The organism is Streptomyces sp. 6-11-2 (genome assembly GCF_006540305.1).
In the GTDB taxonomy this organism is placed as follows: Bacteria; Actinomycetota; Actinomycetes; order Streptomycetales; family Streptomycetaceae; genus Streptomyces.
The window spans coordinates 2,764,449-2,790,429 of the sequence record NZ_BJOR01000001.1 but is presented as its reverse complement, the minus strand read 5'-3'; the positions used below and the strand labels follow the sequence as shown (position 1 = coordinate 2,790,429).

19 protein-coding genes are annotated in these 25,981 nt (G+C 72.8%); 14 read left to right on the top strand and 5 right to left on the bottom strand.

Annotation, left to right across the window (positions count from 1 at the left end; translation table 11 throughout):
* Window positions 1-120 precede the first annotated feature (120 nt).
* From groL to TNCT6_RS11750, 4 genes are all read left to right on the top strand, one after another.
* A complete protein-coding gene (groL, locus tag TNCT6_RS11765) occupies window positions 121-1,746 on the top strand; it encodes a chaperonin GroEL (protein ID WP_141359302.1) in 1,626 nt (541 codons plus the stop codon).
* A gap of 205 nt (window positions 1,747-1,951) precedes the next feature.
* Complete coding sequence (locus TNCT6_RS11760) at window positions 1,952-2,731, top strand: LamB/YcsF family protein (protein WP_141359300.1); 780 nt, start codon at window positions 1,952-1,954, stop codon at window positions 2,729-2,731.
* Window positions 2,728-3,390: an allophanate hydrolase subunit 1 gene (locus TNCT6_RS11755; RefSeq protein WP_172632878.1), complete on the top strand. Its 663-nt coding sequence runs from the start codon at window positions 2,728-2,730 to the stop codon at window positions 3,388-3,390. Before TNCT6_RS11760 ends, TNCT6_RS11755 begins: the two co-directional genes overlap by 4 nt.
* Window positions 3,391-3,881: 491 nt before the next feature.
* Window positions 3,882-4,823, top strand: a complete 942-nt coding sequence (locus TNCT6_RS11750; RefSeq protein WP_373996238.1) for a biotin-dependent carboxyltransferase family protein — start codon at window positions 3,882-3,884, stop codon at window positions 4,821-4,823.
* 6 nt (window positions 4,824-4,829) lie between these two features.
* Here TNCT6_RS11750 and TNCT6_RS11745 read toward each other — a convergent pair whose 3' ends face one another.
* The 3 genes from TNCT6_RS11745 to TNCT6_RS11735 all read right to left on the bottom strand — a co-directional run bounded on the left by TNCT6_RS11745 (window position 4,830) and on the right by TNCT6_RS11735 (window position 7,270).
* Window positions 4,830-5,537, bottom strand: a complete 708-nt coding sequence (locus tag TNCT6_RS11745) for an ester cyclase (protein ID WP_141359296.1) — start codon at window positions 5,535-5,537, stop codon at window positions 4,830-4,832.
* Window positions 5,538-5,695: 158 nt separating this feature from the next.
* Window positions 5,696-6,469 carry an SDR family oxidoreductase gene (locus tag TNCT6_RS11740; RefSeq protein ID WP_141359293.1) on the bottom strand — a complete coding sequence of 258 codons (774 nt, stop codon included), beginning with the start codon at window positions 6,467-6,469 and terminating at the stop codon, window positions 5,696-5,698.
* 120 nt (window positions 6,470-6,589) lie between these two features.
* Window positions 6,590-7,270 (bottom strand): MOSC domain-containing protein, encoded by a 681-nt coding sequence (locus TNCT6_RS11735; RefSeq protein WP_141359291.1) that lies wholly within the window; start codon window positions 7,268-7,270, stop codon window positions 6,590-6,592.
* Between the two features lie 81 nt (window positions 7,271-7,351).
* On the opposite strand from TNCT6_RS11735, the gene TNCT6_RS11730 reads away from it, so the two are divergent.
* A complete protein-coding gene (locus TNCT6_RS11730) occupies window positions 7,352-8,260 on the top strand; it encodes a LysR family transcriptional regulator (RefSeq protein WP_141359289.1) in 909 nt (302 codons plus the stop codon).
* Between the two features lie 94 nt (window positions 8,261-8,354).
* Here the strand turns inward: TNCT6_RS11730 and TNCT6_RS11725 are convergent, their stop codons facing one another.
* Window positions 8,355-8,684, bottom strand: a complete 330-nt coding sequence (locus TNCT6_RS11725) for a WhiB family transcriptional regulator (protein WP_141359287.1) — start codon at window positions 8,682-8,684, stop codon at window positions 8,355-8,357.
* Between the two features lie 381 nt (window positions 8,685-9,065).
* On the opposite strand from TNCT6_RS11725, the gene TNCT6_RS11720 reads away from it, so the two are divergent.
* From TNCT6_RS11720 to TNCT6_RS11705, 4 genes are all read left to right on the top strand, one after another.
* Complete coding sequence (locus tag TNCT6_RS11720) at window positions 9,066-9,677, top strand: response regulator transcription factor (RefSeq protein WP_003948568.1); 612 nt, start codon at window positions 9,066-9,068, stop codon at window positions 9,675-9,677.
* 460 nt (window positions 9,678-10,137) lie between these two features.
* Window positions 10,138-10,725 (top strand): sigma-70 family RNA polymerase sigma factor, encoded by a 588-nt coding sequence (locus TNCT6_RS11715; protein ID WP_100569800.1) that lies wholly within the window; start codon window positions 10,138-10,140, stop codon window positions 10,723-10,725.
* 163 nt (window positions 10,726-10,888) lie between these two features.
* A complete protein-coding gene (gene guaB / locus TNCT6_RS11710) occupies window positions 10,889-12,397 on the top strand; it encodes an IMP dehydrogenase (RefSeq protein WP_141359285.1) in 1,509 nt (502 codons plus the stop codon).
* A 129-nt stretch (window positions 12,398-12,526) separates the two neighbouring features.
* A complete protein-coding gene (locus TNCT6_RS11705) occupies window positions 12,527-13,651 on the top strand; it encodes a GuaB3 family IMP dehydrogenase-related protein (protein ID WP_141359283.1) in 1,125 nt (374 codons plus the stop codon).
* A 246-nt stretch (window positions 13,652-13,897) separates the two neighbouring features.
* On the opposite strand, the gene TNCT6_RS11700 is transcribed toward TNCT6_RS11705, so the two are convergent.
* A complete protein-coding gene (locus TNCT6_RS11700; RefSeq protein WP_141359281.1) occupies window positions 13,898-15,106 on the bottom strand; it encodes a nucleotide sugar dehydrogenase in 1,209 nt (402 codons plus the stop codon).
* A 300-nt stretch (window positions 15,107-15,406) separates the two neighbouring features.
* On the opposite strand from TNCT6_RS11700, the gene TNCT6_RS11695 reads away from it, so the two are divergent.
* The 5 genes from TNCT6_RS11695 (at window position 15,407) to TNCT6_RS11675 (ending at window position 25,936) form a co-directional block, all read left to right on the top strand.
* A complete protein-coding gene (locus tag TNCT6_RS11695) occupies window positions 15,407-17,113 on the top strand; it encodes a glycerol-3-phosphate dehydrogenase/oxidase (RefSeq protein ID WP_141359279.1) in 1,707 nt (568 codons plus the stop codon).
* Between the two features lie 256 nt (window positions 17,114-17,369).
* Window positions 17,370-19,490: a serine/threonine-protein kinase gene (locus tag TNCT6_RS11690; protein WP_141359277.1), complete on the top strand. Its 2,121-nt coding sequence runs from the start codon at window positions 17,370-17,372 to the stop codon at window positions 19,488-19,490.
* A gap of 176 nt (window positions 19,491-19,666) precedes the next feature.
* The gene (locus TNCT6_RS11685) at window positions 19,667-22,420 is read left to right on the top strand and encodes a protein kinase (RefSeq protein ID WP_141359275.1); all 2,754 of its coding nucleotides are present in this window, start codon (window positions 19,667-19,669) and stop codon (window positions 22,418-22,420) included.
* 160 nt (window positions 22,421-22,580) lie between these two features.
* Window positions 22,581-24,203: a serine/threonine-protein kinase gene (locus TNCT6_RS11680; RefSeq protein ID WP_141366343.1), complete on the top strand. Its 1,623-nt coding sequence runs from the start codon at window positions 22,581-22,583 to the stop codon at window positions 24,201-24,203.
* A gap of 74 nt (window positions 24,204-24,277) precedes the next feature.
* Window positions 24,278-25,936, top strand: a complete 1,659-nt coding sequence (locus TNCT6_RS11675; RefSeq protein ID WP_141359273.1) for a serine/threonine-protein kinase — start codon at window positions 24,278-24,280, stop codon at window positions 25,934-25,936.
* Window positions 25,937-25,981 lie beyond the last annotated feature (45 nt).

The window sequence follows — 25,981 nt, the reverse complement described above, 5'->3', positions numbered from 1 at the left end:
TCTTCACGAAGCCGAAGCAATTCTGCTTGAGCTGCGCCCCTGGCCCCCCGCGACCGATAAGAAGCCGGGCGCCCGGGGCGCAGTGTCTTACCACCAGATTTCGAGAGGGCTCCCGCTGCCATGGCGAAGATCCTGAAGTTCGACGAGGACGCCCGTCGCGCCCTCGAGCGCGGCGTCAACAAGCTCGCCGACACGGTCAAGGTGACGATCGGCCCCAAGGGCCGCAACGTCGTCATCGACAAGAAGTTCGGCGCGCCCACCATCACCAACGACGGCGTCACCATCGCCCGTGAGGTCGAGATCGAGGACCCGTACGAGAACCTCGGCGCCCAGCTGGTGAAGGAGGTGGCGACCAAGACCAACGACATCGCGGGTGACGGCACCACCACCGCCACCGTGCTCGCCCAGGCGCTCGTGCGCGAGGGCCTGAAGAACGTTGCCGCGGGTGCCTCCCCGGCCGCGCTGAAGAAGGGCATCGACGCCGCGGTCAAGGCCGTCTCCGACGACCTGCACGCCTCGGCCCGCCCGATCGACGAGAAGTCCGACATCGCCGCCGTGGCCGCGCTGTCCGCCCAGGACCAGCAGGTCGGCGAGCTCATCGCCGAGGCGATGGACAAGGTCGGCAAGGACGGCGTCATCACCGTCGAGGAGTCCAACACCTTCGGTCTGGAGCTGGACTTCACCGAGGGCATGGCCTTCGACAAGGGCTACCTGTCCCCGTACTTCGTCACGGACCAGGAGCGTATGGAGGCCGTCCTCGACGACCCGTACATCCTGATCCACCAGGGCAAGATCTCCGCCATCGCGGACATGCTCCCGCTCCTCGAGAAGATCATCCAGGGCAACGCCTCGAAGCCGCTGCTGATCATCGCCGAGGACGTCGACGGCGAGGCCCTGTCGACCCTGGTCGTCAACAAGATCCGCGGCACGTTCAACGCCGTGGCCGTCAAGGCCCCCGGCTTCGGCGACCGCCGCAAGGCGATGCTCCAGGACATGGCGGTCCTCACCGGCGCCACCGTCATCTCCGAGGAGGTCGGCCTCAAGCTCGACCAGGCCGGTCTGGACGTCCTCGGCTCCGCCCGCCGCGTCACCGTCACCAAGGACGACACCACGATCGTCGACGGCGCCGGCAAGAAGGAGGACGTGGAGGGCCGCGTCTCCCAGATCAAGGCCGAGATCGAGAACACCGACTCCGACTGGGACCGCGAGAAGCTCCAGGAGCGCCTCGCGAAGCTGGCCGGCGGCGTGTGCGTGATCAAGGTCGGCGCCGCCACCGAGGTGGAGCTGAAGGAGAAGAAGCACCGTCTGGAGGACGCCATCTCCGCGACCCGCGCCGCGGTCGAGGAGGGCATCGTCTCCGGTGGTGGCTCCGCGCTCGTCCACGCCGTGAAGGTCCTGGAGGGCAACCTCGACAAGACCGGCGACGAGGCCACGGGTGTCGCGGTCGTCCGCCGCGCCGCCGTCGAGCCGCTGCGCTGGATCGCCGAGAACGCCGGCCTCGAGGGCTACGTCATCGTCTCCAAGGTGGCGGAGCTGGAGAAGGGCAGCGGCTACAACGCCGCCACCGGCGAGTACGGCGACCTGATCAAGGCCGGCGTCATCGACCCGGTCAAGGTCACCCGCTCCGCCCTGGAGAACGCCGCCTCCATCGCCTCCCTCCTGCTCACGACCGAGACCCTGGTCGTCGAGAAGAAGGAAGAGGAAGAGCCGGCCGCCGCGGGCCACGGCCACGGCCACGCCCACTGAGCACTCCGCTGAGCTGAACCGAACCACCGGTGCCCGGTGCCCCTACGGGGGCGCCGGGTACCGTCGTCGTCGGTGCCGTTGCCGGTGGCCTGCGGCATGATGCGGGGCGAGCGAGGCCCCGGTGCGGCAGAGGCGCCGACGACGAGCACCGCGCCCCGCACGGCATGACCCGTCCCGAGTGGCAGAACCGAGCTGCGGAGCGTTCATGATCGATCTCAACAGTGACCTCGGCGAGGGTTTCGGGCAGTGGCGGCTCGGTGACGACGACGCGCTGCTGTCCCTCGTCACCAGCGCCAACGTGGCCTGCGGCTTCCATGCCGGCGATCCGACCGTGATGCGCCGGACGTGCGAGCGGGCCGCCGAGCGCGGCGTCGCCATCGGCGCCCAGGTGGGCTACCGGGACCTGGCGGGCTTCGGGCGCCGCTTCATCGACGTCGACCCCGCCGAGCTGGTCAACGACGTCGTCTACCAGATCGCGGCGCTCGACGGCTTCGCCCGCCTCGCCGGTACCCGCGTCGCGTACGTCAAGCCGCACGGCGCCCTCTACAACGCCATCGTCCACCACGAGACGCAGGCCGCCGCCGTCGCGGAGGCCGTGCGCCGCTACGACCCGGAGCTTCCGGTGCTGGGCCTGCCCGGCAGCGTCTGGCTGCGCACCGCCGCCGCGGCCGGGCTCACCCCGGTCCACGAGGCGTTCGCGGACCGGGCGTACACCCCCGCGGGCACCCTGGTCCCGCGCCGCGAACCCGGCGCGGTGCTGCACGACCCGGAGATGATCGTGCGGCGCTGCCTGCGCATGGTGACCGAGGGCGTGGTGGAGGCCGTGGACGGCAGCGACGTTCCGCTGTCCGTACGGTCGTTGTGCGTGCACGGCGACACGGCCGACGCGGTCGCGATCGCGCGCAGGCTGCGTGAGGAGCTGGAGCGGGCCGATTTCGCCCCGACGTCGTTCGCCGTGCCGAAGTCCCTGTCGGTGCCGGCGTGAGCGTCGGGATCCGCCGGGTCGGCAGCCACGCCCTGCTGGTCGAGGCCGACGGCCTGGAGCAGGTGCTGGCACTGCGCGGCGCGCTGGAGGCGGACCGCCCGCGTGGCGTCCGGGAACTGGTCGCGGCCGCCCGCACGCTGCTCGTCACCTACGATCCCGCGGTCACCGCCCACCCGGCCGTGGCCGCGGCCGTGGCGGAACACGCGGCGGCCCTGGGCCCGGCCGGGCAGCCTGCCCCCGGCACCCCTGCGTCCGCCGAGCCGGTCGGTGAACGGATCGTCACCCTCGCCGTCCGGTACGACGGCGAGGACCTGTCCCACGTGGCCGAGTCGACGGGCCTGGGCGTGGGCGAGGTGATCGCCCGGCACACGGCACCCCTCTACACGGTCGCCTTCGCGGGCTTCGCCCCGGGCTTCGGCTACCTCACGGGCACCGATCCGCTGCTGCGGCTGCCGCGCCGGTCCGAGCCGCGCACCGCGGTGCCGGCGGGCTCGGTCGCCGTCGCCGGCGGTTTCACGGGTGTCTATCCGCGCTCCTCGCCCGGCGGCTGGCAGTTGCTCGGCACCACGGACGCCGTGCTGTGGAACGAGCGGCGCGACCCACCGGCGCTGCTGGCCCCCGGCAGCCACGTCCGCTTCGTTCCCGAGGAGCCACGGTGACGACGCCCGCAGCGAAGACAACGACCGACACCCGAGCGGCGAGCGCCCCGGCCACGACCACTGCGGCGGCGAGTGTTCCGGCCGAGACCGCCCCGGCCACGAGCGCTCTGGAGGTGAGTGGTCCGGCCACGACCGCCCCGGCGGCGACCGCTGCGGCGGCGACCGCCCCGGCTACGAGCGCCCCGGCCGCGAGCGCCTCGATGGAGACGGCCCCGACGGTGAGCACCCCGGCCATGAACGCTTCGGTGGCGAGTGTTCCGGCGGTGAGCACCCCGGGCACGATTGCTCTGGAGGTGAGTGGTCCGGCCACGAGCGCTCCGGTGCCGACCGCTCAAGCGGCGAGCGCCCCGGCCACGATTGCTGCGGCGGTGAGCACCCCAGCTACAAACGCTCCGGCCACGAGCGCTCCGGTGGCGGGTGTTCCGGCGGTGAGCGCCCCGGCCACGAGTGCCCTGGAGGTGAGGGGTCCGGCCACGACCGCCGCGGCCAGGATCGCCGCGGCCACGAGCGCTCCGGTCGCGACCGTCCCAACCGCGACCGCCCCGGCGACCGGTTCCTGCCTGGAGGTCCTGGCGCCCGGTCCGCTGGCCACGGTCCAGGATCTGGGCCGGCCCGGCTGGGCCCACCTCGGGGTTCCGGGTTCCGGTGCCGCCGACCGGGACTCGCTGGCTCTCGCCAACCGGCTCGTGGGCAATCCCCAGGACGCGGCCGGAATCGAGACCACCTTCGGCGGCCTGCGGGTGCGCGTGCACTGCCGTACGCCGTCGGGGGCGCCGTCGGTGCTGTACGCGGCCCTGACGGGGGCGCCGTGCCCGGCCACCGTCGACGGCCGGTCCGTCCCGGTCGACGCGCCGTTCCCGCTGCACGACGGTCAGACGCTGCACCTGGGCGTACCCGGCACGGGGCTGCGGACGTACCTCGCCGTGCGCGGCGGGCTCGACACGCCGCTGCTGCTCGGCTCCCGCTCCACCGACCTGCTCTCCGGCATCGGCCTCCGGCCCCTGCGCACCGGCGACCGGCTGCCGGTCGGCCGCCCCGTGCTCCCCTTCCCGGGCGTGGACCTGGCGCCCCGCACGGCGCCGCCGCGCGAGTTCACGCTCCGCGTGGTGCGCGGGCCGCGCGACGACTGGTTCGACGACGCCTCGTACGCGGCGCTGCTCGGCGCCCGCTGGGAGGCGACCAGCCGCAGCAACCGGATCGGCATCCGGCTCGACGGCCCGGCCCTGACACGTGTCCGTGACGGGGAACTCCCGGCCGAGGGCATGGTGCCGGGCGCCCTCCAGGTCCCGCCGAACGGCAGACCCGTGCTGTTCCTCACCGACCACCCCGTCACCGGCGGCTACCCGGTCATCGCGGTCGTCGACGCCGCCGACCTGCCCCTGGCCGGACAGATCCCGCCGGGCGCCGCCGTCCGCTTCCGTGCCACCCGGTGAGTCGCGCTACTGCTCCAACTCGTCCAGCGCCCCCAGCTGTTGCAGCAGTCCCAACTGGTCGTGCTGCCACCACAGTTCGGCGATCCTGCCGTTGCCGCCGAAGCGGAAGACCGTCATGCCGGTCATGGTGACCCGCCTGCCGGTGGGCGCGATGCCGAGGAACTCGCCCTGGTGCGTGGCGGTCCAGCTCCAGCGGGCGCAGACCCGGTTGCCCTGCGCGATCAGGTCCTCGACCGTGAAGGAGGCGTCGAAGGCGTCGCGCCACATGCGGAAGTCGCGGCGGAGGGCGTCCAGGCCGATGGTGACCTGGGGGTTGACGGGGTCGTGGCTGTGGCAGTCCTCGTCGATCAGGTCGTTGAGCGGCGGCAGCTCACCGGCGGTCGTGAGGGTGCCGTAGAAACGGCGCACGGCGAGCTCGCAGAGCTGCTCGTCCCGGACGACGTCCAGGTCCGTGAAGGTGGGCGTCCCGTCGCAGAGGGCGACCAGGTCCCGGAAGATCTCGTCGGTCTCCGGCAGGTTCGAGCTCCGCATCGCCTCCTCGTACGACGGGAACTCCACCAGCTCGACGACGTGCGCTCCGTCCGACCGGTCCTTGCCGACGACCGCGTGCGTCGCGGTCCGCCTGCCCCCGGTCTTCTCGACCCAGCTGTCCAGCAGCCGGTTCATCTCCTCGAACCGGCTGGTCCTGCAGTCGATGAGCTGTACGAAGGTCATGACGCGCCTCCGGTCCCCCGGCCTGGTCCGGCTCTCCGTCAAGGATGTCCGGGAAGGAAGGATGTTCGTGATGTCCGAGAAGCCCATTTTCCCACCGGGGCGCCGTCGTCACCTCCGTACGTCACCTCCGTACGTCACCTCACGTCACTTCCGTGACGTCACTGCGGGCCGTACTTGCGGCCCGTCTTCGAGGTGATCCCGCCCAGCAGGCCGCGCGGCGTCACCTTCACCAGGCCCATCAGCGCCTTGTACCGGGGGTCCGGGATGGACAGGGTCTTGCCGTGGGCCAGATCCGTCAGGGCCGCCGCGACCAGCTTGTCCGCGTCCAGCCACATCCAGTTCGGGATGTTGTCCGTGCCCATGCCGGCCCGCTGGTGGAACTCGGTGCGCACGAATCCGGGGCACAGCGCCATCAGCCGTACACCGCTGCCGGCCAGATCGCGCGCCGCGCCCTGGGTGAACTGCACGACCCACGCCTTCGACGCGCCGTACGTGCCACGCGGCACGAAGGCGGCCACCGAGGCCACGTTCACGACCCCGCCCCGGCCGCGCTCGCGCATCGCCGCGGTCGCCGCCGACGTCAGCCGCAGCACCGCCTCGACGTGCACCTTGATCATCCTGAGCTCGTCGGCCATCGACACGTCCAGGAAACGGCCCTTGTTACCGAAGCCCGCGTTGTTGACCAGCAGGTCCACGGGGTCCTTGCGGTCGCCCAGCCGGGCGGCGACCGCCTCGATGCCCGGGTCCGTCGCCAGGTCGGCCGTCAGCACCTCCGCCTCGATGCCGTGCCGGTCGTGCAGTTCGGTGGCCTGCTCCGTCAGGCGCGCGGTGTCGCGCGCCACCAGCACCAGGTTGTGCCCGTCGGCCGCCAGCCGCCGCGCGAAGGCGGCGCCGATGCCCGCGGTCGATCCCGTAATCAGAGCCGTTGTCATGCCGAAAGATTAGTGGTCCCCGGCGCGTTGTCCCGATCTCTGCACAGGCCCTCCCGATCGGTGATGTCCACGTGTCCGTCCACATGTCCGTCCAGGTGCCGGCAGGGCGATGACGGCCGGTCAGCCCGCGTATTCGCGCGCGTACTTCCGGGCCGCCGCCAGCGTCTCCGGGCGCAGCGCCGTACCCGCCGCGAGCAGTCGGGGCAGCAGCGGACGCTCGGTCGTCATGGCCCGGAACTCCAGGCCCACGGTCACGTCGTGGTCCGGACGGTGCACGATCTCGACGGGGTCGCCCGCCCGGATCTCACCGGCTTCGAGCACCCGCAGATACGCGCCCGGCGCCGCCCTGCGCGTGAACCGCTTCACCCACCCCTTCTCACCCAGATGGCCCTGGAAGGTCCGGCAGGGAATCCGTCCGCTGGTGATCTCCAGCAGCACCGAAGGGCCGAGCGGCGAGCCGATGCGCCAGCGCTCGCCGATCCGCGCGCCGGTGATGTCCAGGCCCAGCGTGGTGAGGTTCTCGCCGAAGGCGCCGTTGGCCAGCGTCCGGCCCAGCTCGCGTTCCCATTCGTCGAGGTCCTCGCGCGCCACCGCGTACACCGCCTGGTCGTCGCCGCCGTGGTGCCGCGTGTCGCACACCGCGTCCCCGGCCAGCCCGCTCGCGCCGACCCCCTTCGGCCCGGGCGCCGCCACCTCGACCGGCCCCTCCACCGGCCGCTTGCCGATGCCGGTCACGCCTTCCGGCTGGTCGGTGTACGGCACGGCCTCCGGGCGGCCCAGGTTCACTGACAGTAGCTTCATGCGGGCACGGTAGGCGAGGGATGGTCAAAGTGTCGACGCGATAATCCGCCGCTCGCCCAAGTTTCACTTATGCTCGGTGGTGTGATCGAGGCTCGTCATCTCCGTGTGCTGCGCGCCGTGGCCACCACCGGCTCCTTCTCCGCGGCGGGGCGCGAACTGGGCTGCACCCAGCCCGCCGTCAGCCAGCAGATGAAGGCCCTCGAGGCGGCCGTCGGCACCCCGCTGCTGATCCGGGCCGGCCGCGAGATGCGCCTGACCCAGGCCGGCGAGGCGCTCGTCCGGCATGCCACGGGCATCCTCGCCGGGCTCACCGCGGCCGAGGAGGAAATCGCCGCCATCGCCGGGCTGCGGGCCGGGCGGGTACGGCTCGTCTCGTTCCCCAGCGGAAGTTCCACGCTCGTGCCCACCGCGCTCGCCGCGCTGCGCGCCGCGCACCCCGGCACCCGCGTGTCCCTGGAGGAGGCCGAGCCGCCGAGGTCCGTCGAACTGCTGCGCCAGGGCGACTGCGACGTGGCGCTCGCCTTCCGCTACGAGGGGGCCGCGGGCGCGGGGGAGGGCGCCGGGGAGTGGGAGGACCTGGTCGTACGGCCGCTGCTGACCGACCGGCTCGTGGGGCTGGTGCCCGAGCGGCACCGGCTGGCCCGCGCGGGATCCGTCGCCATCGGCGAACTCGCGGGCGAACCGTGGATCGCGGGCTGTCCGCGCTGCCGCGGCCAGCTGGTCCAGGTGTGCGAGGGCGCCGGCTTCACGCCCCGTATCGACTTCGCGACCGACGACTACCCGGCGGTGGTCGGCCTGGTGGGCGCGGGACTGGGGGTCGCGGTCCTGCCCCAGCTCGCGGTCGAGTCGGTACGGCCGAGGGGCGCGCGCACCGTGGAGCTGGAACCGGCGGTGCGGCGGGAGATCGTCGCCCTCACCCTGCCCGACCTGGCACAGGTACCGGCGGTGGCGGCGACGCTGGAGGAACTGGTGCGGGCCGGGGCCCGCTGACACAAGCCGGCACAAGGGGATCGGGTGTCGCGAGGGCACGCGTGGCGCGTGCCCTGCGGCGGCTCTACGCGACCGGATGAGAAGAAACGTTCCTTCAGTTGTCCGAGGCGGGGTCCCCGCTGGTCGACGACGCCGACACCAGCCGGTTCCGTGCCCGCCCCATGAGCTCTTCGCGCTCGTCCTCGGTCAGGCCTCCCCACACTCCGTACGGCTCGCGCACCGCCAGGGCGTGTGCCGCGCACTCCGCACGGACCGGGCACCTCATGCAGACCTCCTTGGCCGAGTTCTCTCGAGCACTCCGAGCCGCCCCGCGCTCACCCTCGGGATGGAAGAAGAGCGAGCTGTCGACCCCGCGGCAGGCAGCCAGCAACTGCCAGTCCCACAGGTCCGCGTTCGGTCCGGGAAGGCGGGAGAAATCTGCCATTACGTGACCCCTTGTAGCCGTTCGTGGCGGATACGGTGCCAACGACCGTACATCTCCGATCTAAGGAGATGAAAATATGACTCATTGCGAATCTAGCTCCAGACACCTAGAAACGGGAAGAAAAGGGGCCAAATGGGGCATAGCTTGTGATGAAAAGTTGAGGGTCTGACGTTCATGTCTGCTCTGTGTCCGTTCCCTCACGTAGAGTGCCGAAGACGGCGTACAGCCCCGTAACTCTTTCGAGTGACCGTCGTTGAGAGTGCGGAGGCGGTTGAGAACACAAGCGCTCGGGCGGGCGTCCGAGACGGTCGACCGCACAGGTGACGATTCCGTACCAGCCTGGAGGCTCAAGGTGACGCGCATCAGCTGCGGAGGACGGCCATGACATCCGTCCTCGTCTGCGACGACTCCCCGCTTGCTCGAGAGGCGCTGCGCCGCGCGGTCGCGACCGTGCCCGGCGTCGAGCGCGTGACGACGGCGGCCAACGGCGAGGAGGTCCTCCGCCGCTGGGGCGCCGACCGCTCCGACCTCATTCTCATGGACGTGCGCATGCCCGGACTGGGAGGCGTCGAGACCGTCCGGCGCCTGCTCTCCGCGGACCCCGGCGCGCGCATCATCATGCTCACCGTCGCCGAGGACCTCGACGGCGTGGCGCTCGCCGTGGCCGCCGGGGCGCGCGGGTACCTGCACAAGGACGCCTCCCGCGCGGAGCTGCGGGCCACGGTGACGCAGGCCCTCGCCGACCCCACCTGGCGGCTGGCGCCGCGTCGGCTGCGCTCGGCCGAGATGGGCGCCGCGCCCACCCTCACCGCGCGGGAGATCCAGGTCCTGGAGGGCATGAGTCACGGCCGCTCGAACGCGGAGATCGGCCGCGAGCTGTTCCTCTCCGAGGACACGGTCAAGACCCACGCCCGCCGGCTGTTCAAGAAGCTCGGCGCCTCGGACCGCGCGCACGCGGTGGCCCTCGGATTCCGCTGGGGCCTGGTCCGCTAGGACCCGTGCGGATCCCGGTCGGATCGCCCCCATCCGGCGTACCGGCACGCGACGCCACCCCCACGCACGGCAACGAGCGTGGGGGGCGTCCGGTCTGCCGGTCGTGCGGCCGTGCCGCTCGTACGTCTCCACAAGGGCTCCGCGCCCCGGGCTCCCCGGTCCCGGGCGGCCGGGCGGCGGCCGGCGGCCGTCGCGGCCCGGTGAGAGCGTGGGCCCGGACCGCGGATGACGTGCCATACCGCACCGCGGACGCCGGTGGCAAAGCGCCCCGCCGGGTGCCTGCTGCTCGTTTCGCCGCGGATGACGCATCCTTGAGGGTGTGGAGTTCCTCGGGGACGAGTTGGTCGAGCGGAAGGGGAGGGCGCAGGGGATGAGCTTCGCCGCACCTGCTCATAACGCTTCGGTGCACAACCACGAAGGCGGTGCCACGGAACGGACGACGTCAAGGCACCATGGACCGATGCGCGACGACCAGGCGGCACTTGCCCAAGGGGCGATCGGTGCGCTCGTCCACCGCGCCGTCGACGGCGACGAGCAGGCCACGCACGATCTGCTCGCCCGTGTGCATCCGCTGGCGCTGCGCTACTGCCGTACCCGGCTGTCCCGGCTCCCCGGCGACGCCCGGCACTTCGTCGAGGACCTGGCCCAGGAGGTCTGCGTCGCGGTCCTGCTGGCCCTGCCGCGCTACAAGGACACCGGGCGCCCCTTCGAGGCCTTCGTCTTCGCCATCGCCGCCCACAAGGTCGCCGACCTCCAGCGCGCCGCCATGCGGCACCCGGGCTCGACGGCCGTGCCCTCGGACGAGATGCCCGAGCGTCCGGACGACTCCCTCGGCCCCGAGGAGCGCGCCCTGCTCAGCAGCGACGCCGAGTGGGCCAAGAAGCTGCTGGCCAGCCTTCCGGAGAACCAGCGCGAGCTGCTGCTGCTGCGCATCGCGGTGGGGTTGACCGCGGAGGAAACGGGACAGATGTTGGGAATGTCACCAGGCGCGGTCCGGGTGGCCCAGCACCGGGCGCTCAGCCGGCTGCGCGCCCTGGCCGAACAGTAGGCGGCGGTCCCGCCCCGCACGCACGGCTCCGGATGAACACGCACCCGGGCGGTTTCGTACGAACATACGAAGAGCGGAGCCTCTCAGAACCGTGGAATGAGAGAGCCGCGCTTCCCGTTAGCATGGACATCCGCACCGATCAAGGCCATTTGGGGAAGGTGTCATGACTGCCAACGTCGACGGAGTGCCCGAGAAATTCGCGACACTCGGGCTGACCTACGACGACGTGCTGCTGCTGCCGGGCGCGTCGGACATGGCGCCCGACGAGATCGACACCGCCTCGTACGTCTCCAGGAACGTGCGGGTCAACATCCCGCTGCTGTCCGCCGCCATGGACAAGGTGACCGAATCGCGCATGGCGATCGCGATGGCCCGCCAGGGCGGCGTCGGCGTGCTGCACCGCAACCTGTCCATCGAGGACCAGGCCAACCAGGTCGACCTCGTCAAGCGCTCCGAGTCCGGCATGGTGGCCAACCCCATCACCATCCACCCGGAGGCCACGCTCGGCGAGGCCGACGCGCTGTGCGCCAAGTTCCGCATCAGCGGCGTCCCCGTCACCGACCCCGCCGGGAAGCTGCTCGGCATCGTCACCAACCGCGACATGGCCTTCGAGCCGGACCGCTCGCGCCGGGTCAGCGAGGTCATGACGCCGATGCCGCTGGTCACCGGCAAGGTGGGCATCTCCCGCGCGGACGCCATGCAGCTGCTGCGCCGCCACAAGATCGAGAAGCTGCCGCTGGTCGACGACGCGGGCATCATCAAGGGCCTGATCACGGTCAAGGACTTCGTCAAGGCGGAGCAGTACCCCAACGCGGCCAAGGACACCAAGGGACGGCTGCTGGTCGGCGCGGCGGTCGGCGTGGCCGGTGACTCCTTCGAACGCGCCCAGGCCCTGATCGAGGCGGGCGTCGACTTCATCGTCGTCGACACCGCGCACGGGCACTCCCGGCTGGTCGGCGACATGATCTCCAAGATCAAGTCGAACTCGTCCGGCGTCGACGTCATCGGCGGCAACATCGCCACCCGCGACGGCGCCCAGTCCCTCGTCGACGCGGGCGCCGACGGCATCAAGGTCGGTGTGGGCCCGGGCTCCATCTGCACCACCCGCGTGGTCGCCGGCATCGGCGTCCCGCAGGTCACCGCCATCTACGAGGCCTCGCTGGCGGCCAAGGAGGCCGGCATCCCGGTCATCGGCGACGGCGGCCTCCAGTACTCCGGCGACATCGCCAAGGCCCTGGTCGCGGGTGCCGACACGGTGATGCTGGGCTCGCTGCTGGCCGGCTGCGAGGAGTCCCCTGGCGAGCTGCTGTTCATCAACGGCAAGCAGTTCAAGTCGTACCGCGGCATGGGCTCGCTGGGCGCCATGCAGTCCCGCGGCGACCGCAAGTCCTTCTCCAAGGACCGCTACTTCCAGGAGGGCGTCGCCTCCGACGAGCAGCTGATCCCCGAGGGCATCGAGGGCCAGGTGCCCTACCGCGGCCCGCTGTCCTCCGTCGTCCACCAGCTGGTCGGCGGCCTGCGTCAGTCGATGTTCTACGTCGGTGGCAGGACCGTCCCCGAGCTCCAGGCGAACGGCCGGTTCGTGCGGATCACCTCGGCGGGTCTGAAGGAGTCCCACCCGCACGACATCCAGATGACGGTCGAGGCTCCGAACTACAGCAGCAAGAAGTAGCGGCGAGCAGTGACGCACGCGCACGCGTGAGGCGTGCGCAGGGCGGCCCCGGAGCATCCGGGGCCGCCCTTGTCGTGGGTGTCGGCGATACTGGAAGACGCTGCAACGCATCAGGGAAAGGCCACAGACGTGACTGAGATCGAGATCGGGCGCGGCAAGCGCGGCCGCCGGGCGTACGCCTTCGACGACATCGCCGTCGTCCCCAGCCGCCGTACGCGGGACCCGAAGGAGGTCTCCATCGCCTGGCAGATCGACGCCTACCGCTTCGAGCTGCCCTTCCTGGCCGCCCCCATGGACTCGGTCGTCTCCCCGGCCACGGCCATCCACATCGGCGAGCTGGGCGGCCTGGGCGTACTCAACCTCGAGGGCCTGTGGACGCGGTACGAGGACCCGCAGCCGCTGCTCGACGAGATCGCCGAGCTGCCCGCCGAGGCCGCGACCCGCCGCCTTCAGGAGATCTACGCCGCTCCCATCAAGGAGGAGCTGATCGGCGCGCGGATCAAGCAGGTGCGCGACTCGGGCGTGGTCACCGCCGCCGCCCTCTCCCCGCAGCGCACCGCCCAGTTCTCCAAGGCCGTCGTCGACGCGGGCGTGGACATCTTCGTCATCCGCGGCACGACGGTCTCGGCGGAGCACGTGTCGTCCTCGCACGAGCCGCTGAACCTCAAGCAGTTCATCTACGAGCTCGACGTCCCGGTGATCGTCGGCGGCTGCGCCACCTACACCGCGGCCCTGCACCTGATGCGCACCGGCGCGGCCGGTGTCCTGGTCGGCTTCGGCGGCGGCGCCGCGCACACCACGCGCAACGTGCTCGGCATCCAGGTCCCGATGGCCACCGCGGTCGCCGACGTGGCCGCCGCCCGCCGCGACTACATGGACGAGTCCGGCGGCCGGTACGTGCACGTGATCGCGGACGGCGGCGTCGGCTGGTCCGGCGACCTGCCCAAGGCGATCGCCTGCGGCGCCGACTCCGTGATGATGGGTTCCCCACTGGCCCGCGCCACCGACGCGCCCGGCAAGGGCCACCACTGGGGCATGGAGGCCGTCAACGAGGAGCTGCCGCGCGGCAAGAAGGTCGACCTGGGCACGGTGGGCACGATCGAGGAGGTTCTCACGGGCCCCTCGCACACCCCCGACGGCTCCATGAACTTCTTCGGCGCCCTGCGCCGCGCCATGGCCACGACCGGCTACAGCGAGCTCAAGGAGTTCCAGCGGGTCGAGGTGACGGTGGGGGACTCGCAGCACAAGCGGTAGCCCCAGCGTCCACGGCCCACGCCAGGGGCCCGGTCACCCGCTCACGCGGGCCCGGGCCCCTTCGCACGTGCCGGGCCCCTTCGCACGTGCCGGGTGTCCGCGCACGTGCCGGGTGTCCGCGCAGGTCGGGGCGCGTATTGCGAGACGGGGGCGCACGGTTTCCCTCGGGGCGAATACGCGGGTAAGGGGCCGCTTCCGGCTTCGGCTACCAGCCGCAGAGGCCCGAAGCACCCGCGCGCGCTCCTTTCACAACCGATGCGCCGCCCCCGTGGGCGCGGCCCCCCGTGTGTCCAGCAGCAGCTGCGCCTTCACCGACAGGCCCTGGAGGTCGTACGTGCGGTGCTGCTGGAGCAGGATCGTCAGGTCGGCGTCGGCCACCGCCTCGTACAGGCCGTCCGCGCGGGGCACGGGCCGGTCACGGACGCTCCACGCGGGCACGTACGGGTCGTGGTAGCTGACCGAGGCGCCGAGGCCCGTCAGCCGGACGGCGATCTCCTCGGCCGGCGTGCCCTGGAGGTCGGCGAGGTCGGCCTTGTACGTGACGCCGAGCAACAGGACCCGGGCGCCCCGCGCCGACTTGCCATGCTCGTTCAGCAGGGCGGCGGCGCGCTGGACGACGTAGCGCGGCATGCGGCCGTTGACCTGCTCGGCGAGTTCCACCATGCGCAGCCCGCAGCCCGCGTGGCCGGCCAGGTCCTGCGGGAGACCGTGGCCGCCGACGCCGGGGCCGGGGCGGAAGGCCTGGAAGCCGTACGGCTTGGTCTCCGCGCAGCGCAGGACGTCCCACAGGTCGACGCCCAGGTCGTGGCAGAGCACGGCCATCTCGTTGACCAGGGCGATGTTGACGTGCCGGTAGTTGGTCTCCAGGAGCTGGACCGTCTCCGCCTCCCTCAACCCTCGTGCGCGCACCACCTTGTCGGTCAACCGCCCGTAGAAGGCCGCGGCCGACTCGGTGCAGGCCGGGGTGAGGCCGCCGATCACCTTGGGCGTGTTGGCCGGGGTGATCCCGCGGTTGCCGGGGTCGACGCGGCTGGGCGAGTAGGCGAGGTGGAAGTCGCGGCCCGCCCGCAGCCCCGAGCCCTTCTCCAGCAGCGGGAGCAGGAACTCCTCCGTCGTCCCGGGGTGCGCGGGCGACTCCAGGATCACGGTGGTGTGCGGGCGCAGCTGCCCGGCGAGCGCGCGGGCGCCGGCCTCCACCTGGCTCAGGTCGATCCCGCCGTCCGCGCCCCGCGGGGTCGGCGCGCAGATCACCGCCGTGCGCACCCGGCCCAGTTCGGCCGGGTTGCTGGCGGGCCGGAAGCCCTCCGCGAGCATCCGGCGCAGTTCGGCGGGGCTGAGGGAGCCGGACTCGTTCCCGGTGCGGTACCCGAGGGTGGGGATGCCGGCGGAGACGGCGGCCTGGGCCAGGGGCAGTCCGAGCGGGCCGAGTCCGATGACGGCGAGATCTGCGGGCATGGCGTGGGCGGTCCTTCCCGGTAACCGAGGCGTGGCGGGCACGCAAGTCCTGTGGGCAAGACGAGCGAGCGCAATGTCAGACTAGGAGTAAATATGACCGTTATGCGGGATTGACCAGCGTGTTTCTCGGTGGGCCCGCGGAGTTGTCCACAGGCGGGGGGTGACTGGTGGCTGAAGGCGGGCAACCCGGTCAGAATTTGGGCATGGGCAGGAGGCGGGGGGACACGCTAGAGGCATGGGGGATGGGAACGGGCTTCGCCCGACGGGTGCGGCCGGCGCGACCGACAGCGGGAGGCAGCGGTGAGGACAGCGACACTGGGGCCGGCGCAGCGCGCCGAGGCACTGGCGGGCATGGCCGAGCGGGAGCTGGACATCCTGGTCGTGGGTGGAGGCGTGGTCGGCGCCGGCACCGCTCTGGACGCCGTCACCCGCGGCCTGGCCACCGGCATAGTGGAGGCGCGTGACTGGGCGTCGGGCACGTCGAGCCGCTCCAGCAAGCTGATACACGGCGGACTGCGCTATCTGGAGATGCTCGACTTCGCGCTGGTCCGGGAGGCGCTGAAGGAGCGCGGCCTGCTGCTCGAACGCCTCGCCCCCCACCTGGTCCGCCCGGTGCCGTTCCTCTACCCGCTCCAGCACCAGGGCTGGGAGCGCCTGTACGCCGGGTCCGGCGTCGCCCTGTACGACGCCATGTCGATGGCCCGCGGCCACGGCCGGGGACTGCCGCTGCACCGTCACCTGACCCGCCGTCAGGCCCTGCGGGTGTCTCCCTGCCTGCGCAAGGACGCCCTGGTCGGCGCCCTTCAGTACTACGACGCCCAGATGGACGACGCCCGCTTCGTCGCCACCCTGGTGCGCACGGCGGTGTCGTACGGCGCGAAGGCCGCCAACCGCGCCCGGGTCACGGGATTCCTGCGCGAGGGCGAGCGGGTCGTCGGCGCGCGGGTACGGGACGTGGAGGGCGGCGGAGAGTACGAGATCCGCGCCAAGCAGATCGTCAACGCCACCGGGGTGTGGACCGACGACACCCAGGCGATGGTGGGGGAGCGCGGTCAGTTCCACGTCCGGGCCTCCAAGGGCATCCACCTCGTCGTGCCCAAGGACCGCATCAACTCCACCACCGGGCTGATCCTGCGCACCGAGAAGTCCGTGCTCTTCGTGATCCCCTGGGGCCGGCACTGGATCGTGGGCACCACCGACACCGACTGGGACCTCGACAAGGCGCATCCGGCCGCCTCCAGCGCCGACATCGACTACCTCCTGGAGCACGTCAACTCGGTGCTCGCGGTGCCGCTCGGCCGCGACGACGTGCAGGGCGTCTACGCGGGTCTGAGGCCGCTGCTGGCGGGTGAGTCCGACGCCACCAGCAAGTTGTCGCGCGAGCACACCGTGGTCCATCCGGTGCCCGGCCTCGTCGTGATCGCGGGTGGCAAGTACACGACCTACCGGGTGATGGCCAAGGACGCCGTCGACGAGGCGGTGCGCGGCCTCGACATGCGCGTCGCCGACTGCGTCACCGAGGAGATCCCGCTGCTCGGCGCCGAGGGCTACCCGGCCCTGTGGAACGCGCGGGCGCGCATAGCCGCCGAGACCGGCCTCCATGTGGTGCGCGTGGAGCACCTGTTGAGGAGGTTCGGGTCGGCGGCCCGGGAGGTGCTCGCCCTCGTCGCCGAGGACCCGACGCTGGGCGCTCCCCTCAAGGCCGCCGACGACTATCTGCGCGCCGAGATCGTCTACGCCGCCTCCCACGAGGGTGCCCGGCACCTGGACGACGTACTGACCCGGCGTACGCGCATATCCATCGAGACCTTCGACCGGGGCACGCGCAGCGCCCGGGAGGCCGCCGAGCTGATGGCGCCGGTGCTGGGCTGGGACAAGGACCAGATCGAACGCGAGGTCGAGCACTACGACAAGCGGGTGGAGGCCGAGCGGGAGTCGCAGCGCCAGCCCGACGACCTGACCGCCGACGCGGCCCGGCTGGGAGCACCGGACATCGTGCCGTTGTGAACCGGCCGGGGCCCGGCCCGCCGTCCCGCGCGAGACGCACGACACGTGCCGCGAGGATCCGGCGCAGATTATGGCCGGAATGGTCCGAAGGGTCGGCACCCATGGCTGCCCTGTTGTCACGGCCCGTCATGCCCACGCGTGGCCCGGGCCGTTCGGCTCCGCCCCCGGGGTGTTTTCAGGGGGCCCCTGGGCGTCGCGTGCTTGTCGGGTGAGAGACAATGGAGGCTCTGTCAGGGCGGGTTGCATGAGGGGACGCATGTCGGACGCGGAGCGGGCGGGCACACCCCGTCAGGACACTCGTCAGGACTCTCTGCAGGACAGGAGTGAGCGTCTTCTCGCCGGGCGCTACCGGCTGGGGAAGGTACTCGGCCGCGGCGGCATGGGCACGGTGTGGCGGGCCGAGGACGAGACCCTGGGCCGGACCGTGGCCGTCAAGGAGCTGCGGTTCCCGTCGAACATCGACGAGGACGAGAAGCGGCGGCTGATCACGCGTACGCTGCGCGAGGCCAAGGCGATCGCGCGCATCCGCGACACCAGCGCGGTGACCGTCTTCGACGTGGTCGACGAGGACGACCGTCCGTGGATCGTCATGGAGCTCGTCGAGGGCAAGTCTCTCGCCGAAGCCATCCGGGAGGACGGGCTGCTGGAGCCGCGGCGGGCGGCCGAGGTCGGGCTCGCGGTCCTCGACGTGCTGCGCTCCGCGCACGGCCAGGGCATCCTGCACCGTGACGTGAAGCCGTCCAACGTGCTCATCGCCGACGACGGCCGGGTCGTCCTCACCGACTTCGGCATCGCGCAGGTCGAGGGCGACCCGTCCATCACCTCCACCGGCATGCTCGTCGGCGCCCCCTCCTACATCTCCCCGGAGCGGGCCCGCGGGCACAAGCCCGGACCGGCGGCCGACCTGTGGTCGCTCGGCGGCCTGCTCTACGCGGCGGTGGAGGGCATCCCGCCGTACGACAAGGGCTCGGCGATCGCCACCCTGACCGCGGTGATGACCGAACCGCTGGAGGAGCCCAGGAACGCCGGGCCACTCAGGGACGTCATCCACGGCCTGCTCAACAAGGACCCGGTCGAGCGGCTCGACGACGCGGGCGCCCGGGCCATGCTCAACGCCGTCGTCAACGCGCCCGAGCAGAAGGACGCCGAGCCGGAGCCGCCCGCGGACGCGACCAAGGTCGTCCCGCTGCCCCCGCAGCCGGACGGGCGTTCCCGCAAAGGCGGTTCGGGACGTTCCGGTCCGGGTTCCGGGAGCAAGCGGGGCGAGGAGGCGGGCGATCGGCTGCGCGGGGCGCTGCGCTCGGTGCGCAAGGGCGCCGTGGCGCCGGGGCCGAACCCCTCGGCGGCAGCCGGGGCCGGTTCCGGCTCGGCATCCGCCGGCACGGGTCCGGCGGGCTCCGGCTCCGCGGCCGGGGCCCGTACGGAGCCTCCGGCGGCCGGGACGAAGGCCGCGTCCGCCTCGGGCAGTGGCGCCGGTGGTGCGCAGGCGGGGCGGTCCGGTTCGGGGTGGCCCGTGATGGCCCCGCCGGACCTGGACCTGCCGCCGCGCCCGGCGCCCAGGGCGTCGCTCACCGACGTGGTGCCTCGGCGGACGCTGGTGATCGTCGCGGTGGTCGTGGTGCTCGCGGTGATCGGCACCGTGCTCGCCTTCACGCTCGGCGGTGACGACAAGGGCGGCGACGACAAGAACGCGGCCGACCGCACGGCCGCCACCGCCGGTTCGTCCGCGGGCACCTCCACCAAGAAGGACCCGAGCGACGAGGCCGCCACGGGCGGGGACCGGTCCGGCTCCGCGACGGAGGCCGACGGCTCCGGCGGCACACCGGCCACGGACACCGACGCCGGGAAGTCGGGCGAGGGCTCCGGTGCGGGTTCCGATTCCGGTTCCGGTTCCGATGCGGGTTCCGATTCCGGCGGGGACAGGTCCGGGGACGACGACGGTGCCGCCGTGGCGTCGACGTACAAGGGTGCGCAGGGCTTCTCCATCGGGCTGCCCGAGGGCTGGAAGTACGCGAGCACCGACTCCGCGGGGGTCCGCTTCACCGGCCCCGACGGGCAGCGGCTGCTCGTCGCCTGGACGACCACGCCCAAGGGCGACCCGGTGACCGACTGGACCAACCAGGAGAAGTACATGGTGCGCTCCCAGTACAAGAGGGTGCGCATAGAGAAGGTGGAGTACCGCGGCTGGAACACCGCCGACTGGGAGTTCACCTACGCTGACGGCAGGACCAAGTACCGCACCATAGACCGCGGGTTCGTGGTGAACGACCACCTCGGCCACGCGCTGATGTACAGCGCGAAGGCCGCGACGTGGGACAGCGACCTGCGCAAGAGCACCTGGAAGACGCTGACGGGGACCTTCCAGCCCAAGAAGTAGCGAGCGGATCGGTCCCACCGTCCGTCGCCGGGGTTCACGGTTCGGCGTGCGAGATCCGGCATCCCGACTTTGCGAGTTGCCTCCGGCACGTATCGTGAGTGGTTGCGGACCGTAAGCATCGGGAACGGGACGCGTGGCGAACGGAATTGACCGACCGTGCGGCCGGGGGAGGCAATGTGGACGACTATGCGGGCCGGGTTCTCGCCGACCGCTACCGCCTGCCGCTGCCTCCGTCCGACGAGTACGAACTGACCGAGACCCGGGCCTTCGACACCTACAGCGGGCAGGAAGTCCTGCTCCGGCAGGTGCCGTTGCCGGAAGTGGTCGAGGCCGAGGTGCTCGACGCCGACGGGCTGCCCGACGGCTTCACCGCGCGCGACGGAGCCTCCCGGCGGGGGCCGGCCCGTACCGGGCGTACGGCGGGCGAGGCCCGTGGCGCCCGTGGGGCGACGCGGCGGCCCACCGATCCGGCGGTGCGGCGGGCGGTCGAGGCCGCGCAGGCAGCGGCGCGGATCCCCGACCATCCCCGGCTCGACCAGGTCTTCGACGTGTTCGCGGAGGGCGGCTCGCTGTGGGTCGTCAGTGAACTGGTGGCCGCGCGGCCGCTGGCCGCACTGCTCGCCGAGAAGCCGCTGACGCCGTACCGGGCGGCCGAGGTCGCCTCCGACATCCTCACGGCGCTGCGCGTGCTGCACGCCCACGGCTGGGTGCACCGCAACATCACCGCCCGCACGGTCCTCGTCTGCGACGACGGCCGCGTGATGCTGACCGGCCTCGCGGTCGGCGCGGCGGAGGAGGTTTTGTGCGGGTACGACCCGGTCCCGGTCCAGGACACCGGGGACACCGGGGTCGAGAACGATCCTGACGGCGTGTCCGGCACCCTGGGCGGTTCCACGGTCCTCGGCGCCTCGGCCGGTGCGGCGGGCTTCGGCGGATCCACCGAGGTCGCGGGCGGCTTCGGCGGTTCCGGGGGCGGCCCGGGCGGTTTCGGGGGCGGCGCCGGCACTCCGTCGGCGGATCCCGAGGCCGCGCGGCGGGCCGCGATCGAGGCGCGGACGGCCGGGCCGCTGCCACTGCCGGGCCCGGACGCGGGGCCCGGTGCGCCGGGCGCGCCCGCGCTGCGGACGCCTCGGACCGGTGGGGACATCAGGGCGGCGCGGGCCGGGGCGATCGCCGCCTACCGCGCCGGCGCGCGGGCGGCAGCCCGGGTGCAGGAGGCACAGCAGAGCGCACGCGCCGAACTTCCCGGCGCCCGCACACCCGTCGAGGGCGAGCCCCGGGCCGCCGGAACCGCCACCCCTCCGGGCCAGATCGCCGACCCCTACGGTGTCCGGGCCCCCGCCCGGAACGGCACCGCCCCGCACCCCGGAGCGAGCAGGGCGCTCCCACCCGCGTCCCCCGACCGCCCCACCGACGAACCCGGCCCGCACCCGGCCCGCACCACAGGACTGGGAGCCACGCCCGCTCTCGGACCCGGAACCACCCCCGGCCCGGCACCGGACCACGGCGTCGCAGGCCCGGGCCACGGCGGCCCGGTCGCCGGTCACGGCACTTCGGGCGGCGGGTACGTGGTGCCCGCACAAGGCCGGGCCGAGCCCGGCGCGGGCGCGGCGGATGATGCCGGGCGCGTGCCGGCCCGTTGGGGCGATCCGGCCGCCGGCGGTCCCGTGCGGCGGGGGCCCGCCACCGCGCTGGCCGCCGAGCGGGCGCGGCAGGCGCGGACGGCCGTGGTCGGGCCGGTGACCGAGCGGTGGGCGCCGGAGCAGGCCGGGCCCGTGCACGAGAACTGGCAGCTGGCCGCGCCCATCGGCCCGGCGACCGACCTGTGGGCACTGGGGGCACTGCTCTTCAGAGCCGTGCAGGGCCACGCGCCCTACCCGGAGGAGTCGACCGCCGAGCTGGTGCAGATGGTGTGCGCCGAGCCGCCCGCGTACGCGGAGGAGTGCGGACCGCTGCGCCCGGTCGTGGAGTCGCTGCTGCGTCAGGACCCCACCGAGCGACTCGACTTCGAGGAGCTGCGCGGCTGGCTGCGCTCGCTGGTGCGCTCCGCGCCCGAGCCGGAGGCCGGCGCGCACGTCATCGCCGCCCCGCCCGCCGATCCCAGCAGGCTGCCCGTCGTACGGCGCCGCGGCGAGCTGGTGCGCAGGCGGCGCGCCGGGCTGCCTGCCCCGCACGGACGGCACAAGCGGCACACGGGTTCGCCGCGGCGCCTGGGCCGCACGCTGCTCCTGCTCACCCTGCTTCTGATGGCCGCCGCCGTCGCCTACGCGATGCTGTTCATGCCGAAGGCAGACCGCGGCGGCGCGGCGGGCGGCGACCGCACCGGAACCGCCGGCGAGGCGAGCCCCGCCCCGGCGCACTCGGGCGACGACGGCGGGAGCGGCGCCCCACAACCCGGCCAGAGCTCCTCCGCGGCGAACAACAGCCCTTCGAAGACCGCCGGCTCGGCCGAGGCGCAGACGACCGCGCCGGACGTCGCCGACGGCTTCACGCTGCGCGAGGATCCGGCCGGTTTCCAGATCGCCGTGGCCAAGAACTGGGCCCGTACGCCCGGCAACGGGTTGGGCCAAGTGATCTATTCCCAGGGCGCGTTCGAGCTGATCGTGGTGCCCGGACGGGACACCGCGGCCGAGTTCGGCGGCGACCCGATGGCGTACCAGCGGGAGGAGGAGGGCGAGTTGCAGGCCTATCGGGACTCCAGCTGGGCCACCTCCTCGGGCCTGCGGACCACCCAGGTCGGCGGACGGACCCTGGCCGAGGGGCAGTTCACCTGGACGGACGCGAGCGGGCGGCAGCTGTACGTGCGCAACCTGGCCACCCTGATCGACGGCAAGTACCACGTGGTGCAGGTACGGGGACCCGAGGCCCAGCGGGACCGGGTGACCACGCTGTACGAGCAGGCTTCGGCGACGTACCGGTACACCGGCTGAAGCGCCGGAACCACCCGAACCGCCGGAACCGCCCGAACCGCACACTCCGGGGAGCGACAACCGTCACAGTGAGGCTTTCCTGGGACCCCGCCGGTTCCCAGCAGGCGTGCTGGTCCATACGCTGAGCCTGTCAAGACCACTGCGGGGAAACGTGAATCAGATGCAGGGCCTGCTCCTCTCGGGCCGCTACCGGCTCGCCGACGCCATTGGCAGCGGCGGCATGGGCCGGGTGTGGCGCGCGCACGACGAGGTGCTGCACCGGGCAGTCGCCATCAAGGAGTTGACCGCCGCGCTCTACGTCGCCGAGAGCGACCAGGAGGTCCTGCTGGCGCGCACCCGGGCGGAGGCACGCGCGGCGGCACGGATCAACCACTCCGCGGTGGTGACCGTGCACGACGTACTGGAACACGACGGCCGCCCGTGGATCGTGATGGAGCTGGTCGAGGGCCGCTCGCTGGCGGACGCGCTCAAGGAGCGGGACCGCATGGACCCGGCGGAGGCCGCCCGGATCGGCCTGTGGGTGCTGCGCGCGCTGCGCGCCGCGCACGCCGCCGGAGTGCTGCACCGCGACGTCAAGCCCGGCAACGTCCTCCTCGGCGAGGACGGCCGCGTCCTGCTCACCGACTTCGGCATAGCCCAGATAGAGGGCGACACCACCATCACCCGCACCGGCGAGGTCGTCGGCTCGGTCGACTACCTGGCCCCCGAGCGGGTCCGCGGCCACGACCCGGGGCCGGCCTCCGACCTGTGGGCGCTGGGTGCCACGCTCTACGCGGCGGTGGAGGGCCTGTCGCCGTTCCGCCGTACCTCGCCGCTGAGCACCATGCAGGCGGTCGTCGACGAGGAGCCGCGCGAGCCGCGGCACGCCGGTCCGCTCGCCCCGGTCATCACCGCCCTGCTGCGCAAGGATCCGGCCGAACGGCCGCAGGCGGCGCAGGCCGAGGAGATGCTCGCCGAGGCCGCCGAGGGCCGCAGACCGAGCAGCGCGCAGGCGTACGTGCCCACGCAGGCGACCGTCTTCCTCCCGGAGACCGCCGCGCATCCCGCCGGGGGGTCGTGGCCGCCGGCCGCCACTCCGTATCCGGTGCCCCCGCAGACGGCCGCCGGACCCGTGCAGCAGCACCCCCCGGCCCCGGTACCCAGACGCCGCCTGCGCACCCTGATCCTGATCGTGGCGCTCGCCGCGCTCGTCGGCGGCGGCACCGCCCTGATGCTGCAGAAGTGGGACCAGGACCGGCGGCAGGACTCCGGCACCTCCCAGTCGCCTCCGCCGGACCCCACACCCTCCCCGAGCACCGACGCCGCGGGCGGACTCCCGGACGGCTGGGTGCGCGTCCACGACCCCTACGGGTTCAGCATCGCCGTGCCCGACAAGAGCTGGCAGCGGCAGGAGTTCGACGAGGCGACCCACCAGGTCGACTACACCCCCGACGGCGGCAAGCACTTCATCCGCGTCGCCGTGGACGACACGCCGGACTTCTCCACCGGTCACGAGCACCAACTCGACCTGGAGGAGCAGCTCCAGAGGCTGGTCGACTACCAGCGGCTGCGCCTGGAGCCGAACACCTACCGCGACCGCCCGGGCTCCCTGTGGGAGTACAGCTGGACGGCCCTGGCGAAGGACATGCCGTTCCCCGGCCCGCGCCACGCCATCGAGGAGACGTACTTCTCCCGCGAGGGCGTCGAATACGCGATCTACATGTCCGCGCCGGAGGAGGACTGGACGCGGACGCGGCAGCAGTTCCAGACCGTGCTCCAGAGCTGGCAGCCGACCGCCGGCTGACTCCGGCCGGGGGCCGCGTCGTTGGCCGGTCGTCGTCCCGGAGGGCGCTCGGCCGATGCGGCATGATGGGGCGTATGGGGATCGAGGGGGACGACTTCCGTGTCATCGCGGGCCGTTACCGCCTGGAGGCGAGGCTCGGACGCGGGGGCATGGGCATCGTCTGGCGGGCGACCGACCAACTCCTCGAACGGCGGGTCGCGGTCAAGGAACTCGCGTTCGACGAGACCCTGTCCGCCGAGGAGGCCGCTCTCCAGCGGGAGCGCACCCTGCGCGAGGCCCGCGCGGTCGCCCAGTTGCGGCACCCGCACATCGTCGTCGTGCACGACGTCGTCGTGGAGAACGAACGCCCCTACATCGTCATGGAGTTGATCGACGGTGGCTCGCTGGCCGACCGGATCGCCGCACACGGCCCGGTGGACGCCGCCGAGGGCGCACGCATCGGCGTCGCCCTGCTGAGCGCGCTGCGCACGGCGCACGCCGCCGGTGTCCTGCACCGGGACATCAAGCCCGCCAACGTCCTGGTGGAGCCGGGCACCGACCGGATCGTCCTCACCGACTTCGGCATCGCGCGGATGGCCGGCGCGACCACGCTCACCGAGACCGGGTCCTTCGTCGGCTCGCCGGAGTACACCGCGCCGGAGCGGATGTCCGGGGCCAGGACCGGACCGGAGTCCGACCTGTGGTCCCTCGGCGCGCTGCTGTGCACCGCCCTGAGCGGCGAGTCGCCGTTCCGGCGCGATTCGCTGGGCGGCGTTCTGCACGCGGTCGTCTTCGACGACATCCGGCCGCCCGCGCAGGCCGCGCCGATCCTGCCCGTCGTACGCGGGCTGCTGGAGCGCGATCCGGACCGGCGGCTGGCGGCGGCCGAGGCGGAGCGGATGCTGCGCGCTTTCCTGGAGTCGGGCCGCACACCGCAGCTGTCGGTCCCCTGCACGCCGACGCAGCGCGGCGTGCGCGTAGCGCCCCACGCGCCCGGGCCGGCGCCGACGGCCGACGCCTCCCCGGCTTCCGCCCGGTACCCCACCCGGAACGTGCTGATCGCCGCGCTGCTGGTGGCCGCCACGGCCGGGGCGGGCGTGTCCGCCGCGGCGCTGCTGATGCGGGGCGGCGACAACGGCGGTGGTACGCCGACGAGTTCGGCCCCGCACACCTCCGACAGCACCCCGGCCGGCACCGCCTCCCCGTCGACCACACCGGCACCACCGCCGAGCTCGCCGCCCGGTTCGCTCCCCGTACCGGTCTCCACGGTCACCGTCACCCGTGCCGCCCCGCCCGCCGTCGACGACACCACCGCGCCCTCGGGTTACCACCTGGTCCACGACGCGGCCGGCTTCTCCGTCGCCGTACCGGACGGCTTCACCCGCAAGCCGCAGGGCGAGCGGATCTTCTACCTGCCGCCCGGGGAGGCCGTCCGCCTCGGCGTCAAGGTCACCGAACCGGGAGGCGGAGGCCCGCTCGCGGCGATGCGCCGCGCCGACGCGGGGGGACCGGGCACCAACCCCGGCTACCACGACGGCCGGGTCACCGCCACAACCCACCGCGGACACCCGGCCGCCCTGTGGGAGTTCACCTGGGACGGCTTCAGCGCGGCGGAGGGCCCGCGGCACACCTACGACCTGTGCTGGGAGCAGGACGGGCGGATGTACGACGTGTGGGTGTCGGCTCCGGTCGGCAGGGTGCGCGAGGCCAAGGAGCAGTTCGACGTCGCGGTCGGCAGTTTCCACGCACGGTAGGTCACGGGTCGGTGACCGGATGCGCCCCCTGCTGGAGTCGGCGGA

Excerpts from the sequence above, each read along its gene's own strand:
- groL (WP_141359302.1), top strand. The coding sequence starts at position 121 with ATGGCGAAGATCCTGAAGTTCGACGAGGACGCCCGTCGCGCCCTCGAG.
- TNCT6_RS11760 (WP_141359300.1), top strand. The coding sequence starts at position 1,952 with ATGATCGATCTCAACAGTGACCTCGGCGAGGGTTTCGGGCAGTGGCGG.
- TNCT6_RS11745 (WP_141359296.1), bottom strand. The coding sequence starts at position 5,537 with ATGACCTTCGTACAGCTCATCGACTGCAGGACCAGCCGGTTCGAGGAG.
- TNCT6_RS11740 (WP_141359293.1), bottom strand. The coding sequence starts at position 6,469 with ATGACAACGGCTCTGATTACGGGATCGACCGCGGGCATCGGCGCCGCC.
- TNCT6_RS11735 (WP_141359291.1), bottom strand. The coding sequence starts at position 7,270 with ATGAAGCTACTGTCAGTGAACCTGGGCCGCCCGGAGGCCGTGCCGTAC.
- TNCT6_RS11725 (WP_141359287.1), bottom strand. The coding sequence starts at position 8,684 with ATGGCAGATTTCTCCCGCCTTCCCGGACCGAACGCGGACCTGTGGGAC.
- TNCT6_RS11720 (WP_003948568.1), top strand. The coding sequence starts at position 9,066 with ATGACATCCGTCCTCGTCTGCGACGACTCCCCGCTTGCTCGAGAGGCG.
- TNCT6_RS11715 (WP_100569800.1), top strand. The coding sequence starts at position 10,138 with ATGCGCGACGACCAGGCGGCACTTGCCCAAGGGGCGATCGGTGCGCTC.
- guaB (WP_141359285.1), top strand. The coding sequence starts at position 10,889 with ATGACTGCCAACGTCGACGGAGTGCCCGAGAAATTCGCGACACTCGGG.
- TNCT6_RS11700 (WP_141359281.1), bottom strand. The coding sequence starts at position 15,106 with ATGCCCGCAGATCTCGCCGTCATCGGACTCGGCCCGCTCGGACTGCCC.
- TNCT6_RS11690 (WP_141359277.1), top strand. The coding sequence starts at position 17,370 with ATGTCGGACGCGGAGCGGGCGGGCACACCCCGTCAGGACACTCGTCAG.
- TNCT6_RS11680 (WP_141366343.1), top strand. The coding sequence starts at position 22,581 with ATGCAGGGCCTGCTCCTCTCGGGCCGCTACCGGCTCGCCGACGCCATT.
- TNCT6_RS11675 (WP_141359273.1), top strand. The coding sequence starts at position 24,278 with ATGGGGATCGAGGGGGACGACTTCCGTGTCATCGCGGGCCGTTACCGC.